Source organism: Phenylobacterium sp., assembly GCF_020402505.1.
Lineage (GTDB): Bacteria > Pseudomonadota > Alphaproteobacteria > Caulobacterales > Caulobacteraceae > Phenylobacterium.
The window spans coordinates 1-12,923 of sequence record NZ_JADBZL010000207.1 but is presented as its reverse complement, the minus strand read 5'-3'; the positions used below and the strand labels follow the sequence as shown (position 1 = coordinate 12,923).

10 protein-coding genes are annotated in these 12,923 nt (G+C 67.8%); 7 read left to right on the top strand and 3 right to left on the bottom strand.

Annotated elements, in window-relative coordinates:
• From IM632_RS13545 to IM632_RS13535, 3 genes are all read right to left on the bottom strand, one after another.
• A partial coding sequence (locus tag IM632_RS13545; protein WP_296552473.1) for an acyl-CoA dehydrogenase family protein occupies positions 1-583 on the bottom strand: 583 nt, incomplete at its 3' end.
• A 13-nt stretch (positions 584-596) separates the two neighbouring features.
• Positions 597-1,805 (bottom strand): acyl-CoA dehydrogenase family protein, encoded by a 1,209-nt coding sequence (locus tag IM632_RS13540; RefSeq protein WP_296481156.1) that lies wholly within the window; start codon positions 1,803-1,805, stop codon positions 597-599.
• 53 nt (positions 1,806-1,858) lie between these two features.
• Positions 1,859-2,482: a glutathione S-transferase family protein gene (locus tag IM632_RS13535; RefSeq protein WP_296481152.1), complete on the bottom strand. Its 624-nt coding sequence runs from the start codon at positions 2,480-2,482 to the stop codon at positions 1,859-1,861.
• Positions 2,483-2,633: 151 nt separating this feature from the next.
• Here IM632_RS13535 and IM632_RS13530 point away from each other — a divergent pair, with 151 nt between their 5' ends.
• The 7 genes from IM632_RS13530 to IM632_RS13500 form a co-directional block, all read left to right on the top strand.
• Complete coding sequence (locus IM632_RS13530; RefSeq protein WP_296481149.1) at positions 2,634-3,608, top strand: MoxR family ATPase; 975 nt, start codon at positions 2,634-2,636, stop codon at positions 3,606-3,608.
• Positions 3,608-5,017: a VWA domain-containing protein gene (locus IM632_RS13525; protein ID WP_296481147.1), complete on the top strand. Its 1,410-nt coding sequence runs from the start codon at positions 3,608-3,610 to the stop codon at positions 5,015-5,017. The genes IM632_RS13530 and IM632_RS13525 overlap by 1 nt, the downstream gene beginning before the upstream one ends.
• Before the next feature lie 11 nt (positions 5,018-5,028).
• The gene (locus tag IM632_RS13520) at positions 5,029-5,820 is read left to right on the top strand and encodes an SDR family oxidoreductase (protein ID WP_296481146.1); all 792 of its coding nucleotides are present in this window, start codon (positions 5,029-5,031) and stop codon (positions 5,818-5,820) included.
• 135 nt (positions 5,821-5,955) lie between these two features.
• Positions 5,956-8,034: a 3-hydroxyacyl-CoA dehydrogenase NAD-binding domain-containing protein gene (locus IM632_RS13515; protein WP_296481143.1), complete on the top strand. Its 2,079-nt coding sequence runs from the start codon at positions 5,956-5,958 to the stop codon at positions 8,032-8,034.
• Between the two features lie 114 nt (positions 8,035-8,148).
• Positions 8,149-9,780, top strand: coding sequence for an MFS transporter (locus IM632_RS13510; RefSeq protein ID WP_296481140.1), 1,632 nt, complete (start codon positions 8,149-8,151; stop codon positions 9,778-9,780).
• 236 nt (positions 9,781-10,016) lie between these two features.
• On the top strand, positions 10,017-11,759 hold the full coding sequence (locus IM632_RS13505) for a tetratricopeptide repeat protein (protein ID WP_296499270.1): 1,743 nt from the start codon (positions 10,017-10,019) through the stop codon (positions 11,757-11,759).
• Between the two features lie 67 nt (positions 11,760-11,826).
• Positions 11,827-12,923, top strand: a 1,097-nt coding sequence (locus tag IM632_RS13500; protein ID WP_296552472.1) for a hypothetical protein, incomplete at its 3' end; no start/stop codon positions are given.

Here is a 12,923-nt window from a genome sequence, read left to right as displayed (position 1 = left end):
GCAGGGCCCCCGAGGGCAGGTCTTCCGGAGTCAGCAGGACAAGGGCCGGGGCCCCGTCCAGCCGCACGGCGACGATGAGCCGGCGGGCGATGGCGGCGTCGGTGACCAGCACCTTGCGGCCGGAAAGGACGAGGCGTCCGTCGGCGCCCCGCACCGCCGCGGCGGCGATGCTTTCGGGCTCCCAGTCGGTGTCGGGCTCGCCGAGGGCCAGGGTCGCAGCCTCGCCGTCGGCGATGCGCGGCAGGTGCTCGAGCTTCTGGGCCTCGGTTCCCGCCGCCAGCAGGGCCTGAGCCGCCAGGGTGGTGGAGACGAAGGGCCCGGCCATGAGGCGCCGGCCCATCTGCTCGACCAGGGGAACCACCTCGGCCAGGCCGAGGCCCGAGCCGCCGTAGGCCTCGGGAATGGCCACGCCGAGCCAGCCCAAATCGCCCATCTCGGCCCAGACCGACGGGTCGTGGCCGAGCTCGTCCTCCATCAGGCGGCGCACGGTCGCCACGGGCGAGCGGCGCTGGCAGAAGTCCGTGGCGACCTCCAGGAGGCTCGCCTGGTCCTCGGAAAATCCGATCCGTCCCAGGTCCTTCATCGGGCGCGCCTCCTCAGGACTTCGGCAGGCCGAGCACGTGCTCGCCGACAATGTTGGCCTGGATCTGCGAGGTGCCCCCGCCGATCGTGGCCGAGAAGGCATTCAGGTAGTTCCGGGCCCAAAGGCCGTTATCCACCGCGTCCGGGTCGTCGACATAATAGGCCCCGCGGGCGCCGGTCAGGCGGACGGCGAAGTCGTTGAGCCGCCGCGACATCTCCGTGCCCATCAGCTTCGAGGCCAGGGGGATGCCCTGGGGCCGGTCGGCGATGAGCTGGGGCACCTGGGTCCTCTGCCCGTTGAGCTGCAGGGCCTGGATCTCCATCAGGAAGCCGACCATCTCGTCGGCCACGATCGGGTCGTCCAGGACCGGGCGACCGCCTCGCCGAGTGCGTCGGGCCAGCTCGAAGACGTCGAAGGCGTTGGCGCCCACCGAGACATAGCCGCCGGCCTGCCCGCCCCGGGCGCCGCGCTCGTACTCCAGGGTGCGCATGGCCACCTTCCAACCGCCGCCCTCGGGGCCGACCAGGCCCTCGGCCGGGGCCTTGGCGTCGGTGAAGAAGGTCTGGGTGAAGCCGTGCTCGCCGGTCAGCTTGCGGATCGGGACGGTCTCGATCCCCGGCGCCTTCATGGGCATGAGGAAGAAGCTCAGGCCGTCGTACTTGCGCTCGGTGGAAGGGTCGGTCCGGGCGAGCAGGATCATGTACTTGGCGTACCGCCCGAGGGTGGTCCAGATCTTCGAGCCGTTGACGACATAGTGGTCGCCATTGCGCACCGCGCGGGTCTGGGCCGAGCCCAGGTCGGAGCCGTGGCCGGGCTCGGAAAAGCCCTGGCACCAGATGTCCTCGGCCGAGAGGATGCCCTTCAGGTAGGCCGCCTTCTGCGCCTCGGTCCCCATCTCGAGGATAAGGGGGCCCGCCCAGTTGAGGCCGATGGCGTTCAGCATGATCGGGCCGTGATGCTTGCGCATGGCCCGGGTGGCGGCGGCCTGGAAGGCCTGGGGCAGGCCCCCGCCGCCGTACGCCTTGGGCCAGGCGGCGCCGAGATAGCCGGCCTCCCAGACCTTGTTCTGCCAGTCGCACAGGAAATGGAACTGCGGGTCCGTTCCGACCTCCATGAAGGTCAGGGGCAGCATGAAGCCGGGGTCGCGCACGACATTCTCGGCGAACCAGGCGTCGGCCTGCTCGGCGAAGGACGCCAGGTCCTTCGGGTCCACTGTACTCATGGTCTCGCTCCTGCGGGGCCGCCGCCCTTGTCTGTTTCCTGCATACCGTTCCGTCAGTCCGCCCTGAGGGCCTGTTTCTCCCGGGCCCGCTGGAAGGCCGGGCGGTCCTTGAGCCGAGCCAGGTAATCCTGGCACCGGGGCTTGTAGCGCTCAGCAAGGCCCAGGGTCTCACCCAGGAAGAGGGCGTAGTGGACGGCGATGTCGGCCATGGTGAAGCGCCCGGCGCAGAGGAACTCCCGGTCCTCTAGGGCGGCCTCGACGCTGCGAAGTCGCGACAGGTACCAGACCGTGTAGTCCTCCGCGGCCTGGGCCAGCCGGCGCTCCTTCGGCTCGAGGCGCGTGTAGCGGAGCACGATGGTCTGAGGGAAGGTCAGGGTGGCGTCGCTGCGATACATCCAGTTGAGGTACTCGCCATAGGCCGACTCGGACGGATCGACCCGAAGGGTGTTGGGCGCGAACTTCTCGCCCAGGTAATGGCAGATGCCCGTGGACTCGGTGAGGGTGACGTCGCCGTCCACGAAGGTCGGCACCGTGCCCAGGGGGTTGATGTTGAGGTATCCGGGGTAGGCCGCGCGGGGCGGGAAGGCCATGTTGACCAGCTCATAGTCCGCCCCCAGTTCCTCGAGCGCCCAAAGGGGACGCAGGGAACGCGCGTCGGCGCAGTGGTAGAGCTTCATGGATTCCCCGGACTCTGCGGTCGTTCCATACACCTTATTCAAATTGCGTCGGCAAGGAAGGGATGACGGTTGGTCTGGACCGATCTGTCCGGTAATGCTCCCACCCTGACGGAACAAGCAGGACCCGCGGCCAGCGGGCGGGGGAGTTGCGATGACGGATGTGGCGACGGGTGCGCCGAAGGGCGTGGAGACGCCGGCGGGACTGGCCTCGGTGGAGGCGGTGATGTCCATGCTGGCGGAATCCGGCTACATCGCCACCCCGGAGATCGCCACCGCCGTCTACCTGGCCCACCATCTGCGCAAGCCTGTCCTGATCGAAGGGCCCGCCGGGGTCGGCAAGACCGACCTCGCCCGCTCCGTGGCCCAGGGCCTCGACCAGCCCCTGATCCGGATGCAGTGCTACGAGGGCCTGGACGAGTCCAAGGCCCTGTACGAGTGGAAGTACGGCAAGCAGCTCCTCTACACCCAGATCCTGAAGGACAAGATCGGTCACCTGGTCGAGGACGCCGACACCCTGGACCAGGCCCTGCACAGGCTGACCGGCTTCCAGGACATCTTCTTCTCCCGCGACTTTCTGGAGCCGCGGCCCCTGCTGAAAGCCATGGAGCAGTCCACCGGCTCGGTCCTGCTGATCGACGAGATCGACAAGTCCGACGAGGAGTTCGAGGCCCTGCTGCTGGAGGTGCTCTCCGACTACCAGGTCACCGTGCCGGAGATCGGGACCATCGCGGCCCAGGTCCCGCCCCTGGTCGTGCTGACCTCCAACGCCACGCGCGAGCTGGGCGATGCGCTCAAGCGCCGCTGCCTGCACCTGCACATCGACTTCCCCGACGCCGAGCTCGAGGCGCGAATCGTGCGCACCCGCGTGCCCGGCGTCTCCGACCGGCTGCTCGAGCGGCTCGTGGCCTTCATCCAGGCGGTGCGGGGCGAGAACATCCGCAAGCTGCCCTCGATCAGCGAGACCATCGACTGGGCGCGCACCCTGATCCTGCTGCACGCCGACAGCCTGGACCCGGCCCTGGTGCGCTCGACCCTGAACGTCATCCTCAAGCGCCAGTCGGACATCGCCGAGGTCGCCGGCAAGGTGGAGACCCTCCTCGACGGCGGGGACAAGGCCGCCCGCTGATGGAGCGGACCCTCACCCGCTACATCCGCGCCCTGCGGTCCGCCGGCGCCGGGGTCTCGACCACCGAGGCCATGGACGCCGCGCGGACGGTGGAGGTGGTGGGCTGGGAGGACCGGGGCGTCCTGAAGACCGCGCTCGGGACAGTCCTGGCCAAGTCCGTCGAGGAAAAGGCGATCCACGAGCAGCTCTTCGAGCTGTACTTCAGCCGGGAGGCGGCGGCGAACGCCGCCGCGGAGGGGCAGCCCGGCGAAGGGGGCGAGCCTGACGCCGGGCGGCCCGGCGGCGGGGAGGCCGAGCCCCAGGCCGGCGCCAGCGAAGGGAGCGAAGGGGGCGAGGGCGGCGACCCGGTGGAGGCCCTCTCGGCCCTGGCGCGGGGGGAGAATCCCGGGCAGCTGGCCATGGCCCTCGAACGGGCGGGCGCTGCTGCGGGGGTGGACGAGATCCGCTTCGCTACCCAGTCCGGCTACTTCGTCCGCAAGATGATGGAGCAGATGGGGGTCGAGGCCCTGGAGGCCCGGCTCATGGAGGCCCTGTCCCGGCGCAACGCCGAGGGCGAGGCCGAGGCCGAGGCCCTGATGGGAACCCGCTCGGCCCTCCAGAAGCAGGCCCGCGCCTTCGTCGAGGCCCGCTTCGAGATCTACGGCCGGTCGGCGCAGGACGCCTTCATGAACGAGATCCTGGCCGAGCGCAGCTTCGGCGCCCTGGGGCGCAGCGACACCGAGCGCATGCGGGCCCTGGTGGAGCGCATGGCCAAGCGGCTCGCGGTGCGGCACGCGCGCCGCCGCAAGGTGAAGGACCGGGGGCGGCTGGATGTCCGCCGCACCCTCCGGGCCAACGCAGGGCACGACGGCGTGCCCTTCGACATCATCTGGAAGATCAAGCGCAAGGACCGGCCGAAGATCGTGGCGGTCTGCGACGTCTCGGGCTCGGTGGCCCAGTATGTCCGCTTCCTCCTGCTCTTCCTGCACGCCCTGAAGGAAAAGGTCACCGACCTGGAGACCTTCGCCTTCTCCGCCCACCTGGCCGATGTGAGCCGGCCGCTCGAGACCCTGCCCTTCGAGACCGCCATGCGGGCCATCGTCGACGAGGTGGGCTCGGGCGGGACCGACTATGGCGCGGCCTTTCTGGAGCTGGACCGGGACTTCGGCGAGGTCATCGACCGGCGCACCACCGTGCTGGTGCTGGGCGACGGTCGCTCGAACTACTCAAACCCGCGGCTCGATGTGTTCAAGCAGATCGCCGACCAGGCCAAGCGGCTGGTCTGGCTGTGCCCGGAACCGGCGACGAACTGGGGCTCGGGGGACAGCTGCCTGCTGGAATACCGGCCCTTCTGCACCCTTCTCACCCATTGTTCGACCGTCACCGACCTGGAGCGGGCGCTCGACGAAATCCTGATGGCCTACGACTAGGAGACCCGCCCATGAAGGTTCAGGGAAAGATCATCATCGTCACCGGCGGCGCCGATGGCATCGGCGCGGCCCTCTGCCGGCGCTTCGCGCGGGAAGGCGCAGCCCACGTGGCCGTGGCCGACCTCAACGGCGAGGGCGCGGCGAAGGTCGCGGCGGAGATCGGCGGCTCCTCCTACGCGGTGGACGTCTCTGATCCCTCGGCCGTCGAGGCCATGGTCCGGGCCGTGGAAGCCGCCCACGGGCGGATCGACCTGCTCTGCCAGAACGCCGGCGTCGGCGGCGGCGAGCCCGACCCCGACAACGCGGCCTCCGCCCCCGACGCGGTCTGGAACCGGGCCTGGGGGGTCAATGTCATGGCCCACGTCTATGGCGCCCGCGCCGCCCTGCCCGGCATGATCGCCCGGGGCGAGGGCTACATCCTGAACACGGTGTCGGCGGCCGGCCTGCTCTCGCAGATCGGCAGCGCGGTCTATTCCACCACCAAGCACGCGGCCATCGGCTTCGCCGAGAGCCTCGCCATCGCCCAGGGGGACCTGGGGATCAAAGTGTCCGTCCTCTGCCCCCAGGGCGTCGACACAGCCATGCTGAGGGCCGGCGGCGGCCAGGAGCAGCCCCAGAACCTGGACGGCGTCCTGACCCCCGACGAGGTGGCGGAGGCTGTGGTGAAAGGCCTGGAGGCCGAGAGCTTCCTGATCCTGCCGCACGAGATCGTCCGCACCTACATGCAGCGCAAGACGGCGGACTACGACCGCTGGCTGGGCGGTATGCGCAGGCTCAGGGCGAAGGTCCTGGGCCGGGCCTGACGACGGGCCGACACCGCCTCCGCCTCAGTTTTGACTCGCCCCCCTGAGGCGCCGCGTATACACCGCCGGGGGAAATCGCCTCCGGAACTGGTCCTCTGAACGACCGGTCCGGGAACCGCAGACCGAGGGAACGCCATGACCGCCATCAATCCGGTGACCGACCTTTCCATGGACGGCGACGTCGCCGTCATCACCCTCAACTCGCCGCCGGTGAACGCGCTCTCGGCCAACGTGCGCGAGGGCCTCTTCGAGGGCTTCAAGGCCGCCACCGCAAACCCCGACGCCAAGGCCATCGTGCTGATCTGCGAAGGCCGGACCTTCATCGCCGGCGCCGACATCACGGAGTTCGGCGGCGCCTCGCGCGGACCCTCCCTGTTCGACGTCCAGGAGATGATGGAGAACGCGCCCAAGCCGGTGATCGCCGCCATCCACGGCACCGCCCTGGGCGGCGGCCTGGAGGTCGCCCTGGTCGCCCATTACCGCGTCGCCGTCCCCTCGGCCCGCCTGGGCCTGCCCGAGGTGAACCTCGGCCTGCTGCCGGGCGCCGGCGGCACCCAGCGCCTGCCCCGGGTGGCCGGCGTCGAGAAGGCCCTGGAGATGATGACCTCCGGTCGCCACGCCCCGGCCAAGGAAGCCCTGGAGATGGGTCTGGTCGACGAGCTGGCCGAGGAAGGCAAGCTGCGCGAGGCCGCCGTCGCCTTCGCCCGCCGCTGCGTGGCCGAGAACAAGCCCCTGGTGAAGGTGCGCGACAACAACACCAAGGTCGAGGCGGCCCGCGGCAAGCCCGAGATCTTCGAGGCCTTCCGCAAGGCCAACGCCCGCAAGTTCCGCGGCTTCCTGGCCCCCGAGTACAACATCCGCTGCATCGAGGCGGCGGTGAACCTGCCCTTCGACGAGGGCCTGGCCGTCGAGCGCAAGCTGTTCGGCGAACTGGTCACCGGCTCGCAGTCGGCGGCCCAGCGCTATTCCTTCTTCGCCGAACGCCAGGCCCAGAAGATTCCGGACGTGCCGGACGACACCCCCCTGATCCCGGTCAAGTCCGTCGGCATCATCGGCGCCGGCACCATGGGCGGCGGCATCGCCATGAACTTCGCCAATGTCGGCATCCCGGTGACCCTCGTCGAGGTTCAGAAGGAGGCGCTGGAGCGCGGCCTGAAGGTGATCCGCGGCAACTATGAGAGAACCGCCTCGCGCGGCGGCATCACCGCCGCCCAGGTCGAGGAGCGCATGGCCCTGATCACCGGCTCGCTGGACATGAACGACCTGGCCCCGGTCGACCTGGTCATCGAGGCGGTGTTCGAGCGGATGGACGTGAAGAAGGACATCTTCACGAAGCTGGACGCCATCTGCAAGCCGGGCGCGATCCTGGCCACCAACACCTCGGGCCTGAACATCGACGAGATCGCCTCGGTCACCAAGCGGCCCGAGGCGGTGATCGGCCTGCACTTCTTCTCACCCGCCAACGTGATGAAGCTGCTGGAGATCGTCCGCGCCGACCACACCTCCAAGTCGGTGATCGCCACCTCGATGAAGCTGGCCAAGCAGATCGGCAAGATCGCCGCCCTGGTCGGCGTCTGCCCCGGCTTCGTGGGCAACCGCATCCTGGCGCAACGCCAGCGCGAGGCCCAGAAGCTGGTCATGGAAGGCGCCATGCCCTGGGATGTCGACCGGGTCCTCTACGACTTCGGCTTCCCCATGGGCCCCTTCGCCATGAGCGACCTGGCTGGCCTGGACATCGGCTGGGTGAAGGAACGCTCGAAGGGCGAGAGCATCCGCGATGTGCTCTGCGAGATGGACCGCCGCGGCCAGAAGACCGGCGCCGGCTATTACGACTATGACGAGAACCGAAACGCCAAGCCGAGCCCGGTGACCGAGAAGATCATCAACGACTTCATCGTCAAGACCGGCTCCAACCCGCGGACGGTCAGCGACGAGGAGATCCTCGAGCGTTGCATCTACCCGATGATCAACGAGGGCGTGAAGATCCTCGAGGAGGGCAAGGCCATCCGGTCCTCGGACATCGATGTGGTCTGGCAGAACGGCTACGGCTGGCCCGTCTATCGCGGCGGCCCGATGTGGTACGGCGACCAGATCGGCCCGGCCAAGGTCCTGGAGAAGATGAAGGAGTTCCAGGCCAAGATGGGCGACGACTTCAAGCCCGCCGCCTTGCTCGAGAAGCTGGTGGCCGACGGCAAGAAGTTCTCCGACCTCTGAACCCGCAAGCCCCGGGCCGGCGACGCGCCGGTCCGGGCGGCCTATCGCACTCTGGATTTGCAGGCGCTTCGGCGCCTATCCTCCCCCAGGGACGGGACCCTTGGGGAGGCGGATATGGCGGGTGAAGCGCGGAATGACCGGATGATCGTGGGGGCGGCCTCGGCCGGCACGGTCTTCGAGTGGTACGACTTCTACCTCTACGGTTCGCTGACCGCCTTCATCAGTCTCCACTTCTTCTCGGGCGTGAACGAGACCACGGGGTTCATCCTGGCCCTCATGGCCTTCGCCGCCGGCTTCGCGGTGCGACCGTTCGGGGCCCTGGTTTTCGGTCGCCTCGGCGACCTGTGGGGGCGCAAGAACACCTTCCTCGTCACCATGCTGCTGATGGGCCTGTCGACCTTCGCGGTCGGTCTGTTGCCAGACTACAGCCAGATCGGTGTCGCTGCGCCCATCATCCTGGTGTTCCTGCGCCTGCTCCAGGGGCTCGCCCTGGGTGGAGAATATGGCGGTGCGGCCACCTACGTGGCCGAGCATGCGCCGGACGGCAAACGCGGCCTTTACACCAGCTGGATCCAGACCACCGCGACCCTGGGCCTATTCCTGTCCCTGGTGGTGATCATCCTGGTCCGCACCCAGGTGGGCGAGGAGGCCTTCAAGGCCTGGGGCTGGCGGATCCCCTTCCTGGTCTCGGCCGTCCTCCTGGTCCTGTCCATGTGGATCCGACTGAAGCTGAACGAGAGCCCGGTCTTCCAGAAGATGGTCGACGAGGGAACCACCTCCAAGAAGCCGCTGGCGGAGGCCTTCGCCGACCGGGCGAACCTGAAGCTGGTGGTCCTCGCCCTGGTGGGCCTGACGGCCGGCCAGGCGGTGGTCTGGTACACAGGCCAGTTCTACAGCCTCTTCTTTCTCGAAAAGACGCTCAAGGTCGACGGCCTGACCACCAACGCCCTGGTGGCGACCGCCCTGTTGATCGGCACGCCCTTCTTCATCGTTTTCGGCTGGCTGTCGGACAAGATCGGTCGCAAGCCGATCATCCTGGCGGGCTGCCTGCTGGCGGTGCTGACCTATTTTCCGATCTTCAAGGCCCTGACCGTAGCCGCGAACCCGGCCTTGGCGGCGGCGAGCGCCTCGGCCCCGGTCACCGTCATCGCCGATCCCGCTGACTGCGCCTTCCAGTTCGATCCCATCGGCCGGAGCGCCTTCGCCTCGTCCTGCGACATCGCCAAGTCGGCCCTGGCCTCTGCGGGGGTCAGCTATCGCAACGAGGCGGCGCCGGCCGGAACCCTGGCCCGAGTGCGGATCGGTCAGGCGGAGATCGCCGGGATCGACGGCCGGGCGCTGTCCCGCAAAGACCTGGCCGACGCCCGCGCAACCTGGACCCAGACCCTGGGGGCGGCCCTCTCGAAAGCCGGCTACCCGGCCAAGGCTGACCCGGCCCGGATCAACAAGCCCCTTGTCGTGGGTCTGCTGACCTTACTCGTACTCTATGTGACCATGGTCTACGGACCGATCGCCGCGGCCCTGGTGGAGATGTTCCCCGCCCGGATTCGCTATACCTCCATGTCCCTGCCCTATCACATCGGCAACGGATGGTTCGGCGGCTTCCTACCGGCCACCGCCTTCGCCATGGTGGCCGCCTCAGGGGACATCTACCGGGGCCTCTGGTACCCGATCGTGGTCGCCGGAGTGACGCTCATTGTCGGGGGATGGCTTGTCCGGGAGATGAGGGGCGCTCCGATGGACTGACTGATCGTGAATTCTTCGTGAAAAATTTGTGAATTCTGCTGCGCTATGCGCCGGGCTGGCAGGGTCGGTTGGGCGAGTCGCAAGGATCGCTGTATGTGATCGCGCTCTCCACAAGAGGCTTTGTGGCGAAGCTATTCGGCCACCTCAGGGGACAGGGTTCCCCCGGTGGGTCAGCGTGAATAATGTGTGAACAGCGCCATCCAGGGCGTACCCGGGGCGCTGGCGGGGCTGTTTGAATGACGAAGCAATCCGGAATTTACTCTGTCCGGCTGATGGGGGCCTTTCGGCTCGAGGGCATGGACGGGGCGCGGTTGGAAGTCGCGAGCAGGAAATCGATTGGCCTCATCGCTCTTCTCGCCACGGGACGGGACGGAGAGAGAACGCGGCAGTTCCTGCAGGACAAGCTCTGGGGATCCCGCGAGTCCAGTCAGGCCCAGACCAGTCTCCGGCGCGAACTGGCCAACCTCCGAAAGCTGCTGGCCGACCAGCCGGAGCCCTTCCTGATCACCGTTGGGGCCCGTGTGCGCCTGAACCTGCCCGTGATCCGGTTCGATGTTCCAGTGCCCGGGGCGGCGAACGAGAACGATCCGCCGCCGCCGAGGGGCGCGTCCGAGTTTCTGGAGGGCCTGGACATTCCCGGAGAGGAGGGCTTCGAGGATTGGCTTCGGGAACAAAGGACGATGATCCATAGCGAGGCCGTCGACTGGGAGGCCGCGCCGAAGAGCTACATCCCGTTGCCGCGCCATGTCCTCGATCTGAGCCAACCCGCACCGGGGTTCGAGGGCCGACCGGCCGTCGCGGTGCTGAAATTTCAGAACCTGACTGGCGACCCCGCCCTCGACTTCGCCGCCGAAGGCATCGGCGAGGACCTGATCGACCAGTTGTGCCGGCTTCGCTGGCTCCCCGTCATCGCCCGGAACTCCAGCTTCATCTTCCGGTCTGATGATCTCGACCCGAAATCTGTCGGTCAGAGCCTGGGCGCCCGATACCTCGTGGAGGGTCGCCTTCGCAGCATTGGCGAGAACTTCCAGCTGACGGTCTCCGCCATCGACACAGAATCCGCCCAGGTCGTCTGGACAAAGCGGTTCGACCTTCCGGGCAGCCTGTCGAATACCAGCCTGGCGCCCCTCCTTGACGACCTGACCGCCATTCTGGCGGCGAAGATCGACCATGCCGAGCAGTCCCGGGCCGTCGCCCGCCCGGCCACGAGTCGGGATGTGAACACACTGATCTGGAAGTGCCGCTGGCATCTGAACCGGATGACCCGACGCGACTCCGAGATCGCCCGGGGTTTCATCGAGGAGGCCTTGCGGCTGGAGCCAGAGAACCCCGAGGTCCTGGTGCAGGCTGCCTGGCGGATTGGCTGGACCTACTGGGCGGAGAGGGTGAAACCCGCGGACATGCAGGCTGGGGCGCGGCTGGCGAGGGAGGCCATGCGGGCCGATCCCGAGGATGGACGGGCCTACGCCATTCTTGGGGCGTACGAGTTGCTGGCCAGGAACAACGAAAGGTCTCGCTCCCTTTGCCAGCAGGCGATCGGGCTCAATCCCAGCCTCCCTCTAGGTCACGCCATGCTCGGTTCCGGCCTGAGTTTGGCGGGCCGTCCTGACGTGGCTATCCAAAGTCTTCTGACCGCCATGCGCCTCAACCCTAATGATCCCTTCGCCTTCCATACGCTCGGGGAACTGGCCACCGCCTACTGGATGGCCGATCGCTGGCGGGATGCCGTGGACCTTGCCGAACAGTCCCTGATCCGACGCCCGGCCTACTGGCTGGCCCACCTGGTCAAGGTGAACGCCCTGCTGGCGGGAGGGGACGCGTCAGGAGCGACCGCCGCCGCGCAGGCCATGAGGGAAAGCTGCCCCGGGTTCCGGGAGGGAGACATCGACTGGCTCCCCTTCGTGGACCCGAGTTGGAACTCAAACTTGAAGGACGGACTTCGAAGGGCCCAGCAGACAGAGGGACCCGGACGGGGCTGAGCGCCGCTCCCGACCCTCCGTTCCATCCTTCCGACAAAACCGGCGAAGACAGACAGGGAGGGTGAAGATGTGGATGGGTCGTCTTCGGGGAGTGATCCTGATCAGCGTGCTGTGGGCTGTGGTCGCAGTCCTCCTCGCCGGAGTGATCTCCGCCGCCCTGAAGGTCTTGCTTCTCCTCTGGCCGGATCCCTCGCCCCTGTTAGCGGGTTTTGCCGGCGTTCTTCTGACCGGCCTCTTTCTCCTGTGGCTACGGAAGCGTCCCTGGATCAGGATCCGAGAGGCGATCACGCCCAAGTACTGGGAGAAGATCCGGCAGGCCAGAGCGCGGGAGAAGGCTGATCCCTATCAGAAGACGCCCCCCTTCAGGCTGGACCCGGAGCAGGAGCCTGGTCTCTTGCGGCAGGTCCTTGGAAGGGTGTCAAAGGCGCTGGTCGGGGGCGGGTTGCGTCTCTTCCGGTTTGCCTCGCCCAACATCCGCATCTGGCCGCTGCCGATCCGGTTGGTCACCCGGTTCTCTGATGTGCGCGCGGTTCTTCAGGACACCGAGCACTTCTTCACGCCCTTCGGCGCAGAAATGGAGGATATGGGCGGGGGCGTGAACTTTGTCCTTGGCGTGAACGGCCCGGCGCACGAGCCCGCGCGGAGCCAGCTGGACGAAGTCATCGGCAGCCTCGCAAATCCTGGAGACCGAAGCCGGGTCTCTCGGCGGGCGGCTCAGGCCGCCGGAGCCCTGGTGGATCAGGCGCAGGGCCGAATGGATGTGGTGGCCGACCTTATCCGAAGGACCGCCGCCGAAACCTGCATCGACTATTTCGGGCTTGAGGCGCCGGATCCTGACGCCCTCGCGGACTGGACAATCGCCATGTCGGCCTTGGTGTTCTCTGATCCTTTTGGATCACCAGACGTCAGAGCCCGCGCCCTGCAGGCCGCCCGACTGTTCAGCGGCGTCGTGGAAAAAAGTCTCGAAGTCGGCGCGCGCCGGACGTCCGGGGACACTCTGGTCACCCGACTGCTGGCGCTCGAGAAGGCTGGCAAGATCCAGAGATCGGAGATTCCTTCCTTCCTGGCGGGCAACGCCACCGGGATGATTCCGACCACCACCATCGGCATGACCAACATCATCACGGAGTTGATGTCCCGACCGCTGTGGTGGGCGGAGGCCCG

What these genes read in the sequence shown, in the direction of transcription:
- IM632_RS13540 (WP_296481156.1), bottom strand. Translation starts at nt 1,805, where the DNA reads ATGAGTACAGTGGACCCGAAGGACCTGGCGTCCTTCGCCGAGCAGGCC.
- IM632_RS13535 (WP_296481152.1), bottom strand. Translation starts at nt 2,482, where the DNA reads ATGAAGCTCTACCACTGCGCCGACGCGCGTTCCCTGCGTCCCCTTTGG.
- IM632_RS13530 (WP_296481149.1), top strand. Translation starts at nt 2,634, where the DNA reads ATGACGGATGTGGCGACGGGTGCGCCGAAGGGCGTGGAGACGCCGGCG.
- IM632_RS13525 (WP_296481147.1), top strand. Translation starts at nt 3,608, where the DNA reads ATGGAGCGGACCCTCACCCGCTACATCCGCGCCCTGCGGTCCGCCGGC.
- IM632_RS13520 (WP_296481146.1), top strand. Translation starts at nt 5,029, where the DNA reads ATGAAGGTTCAGGGAAAGATCATCATCGTCACCGGCGGCGCCGATGGC.
- IM632_RS13515 (WP_296481143.1), top strand. Translation starts at nt 5,956, where the DNA reads ATGACCGCCATCAATCCGGTGACCGACCTTTCCATGGACGGCGACGTC.
- IM632_RS13510 (WP_296481140.1), top strand. Translation starts at nt 8,149, where the DNA reads ATGGCGGGTGAAGCGCGGAATGACCGGATGATCGTGGGGGCGGCCTCG.
- IM632_RS13505 (WP_296499270.1), top strand. Translation starts at nt 10,017, where the DNA reads ATGACGAAGCAATCCGGAATTTACTCTGTCCGGCTGATGGGGGCCTTT.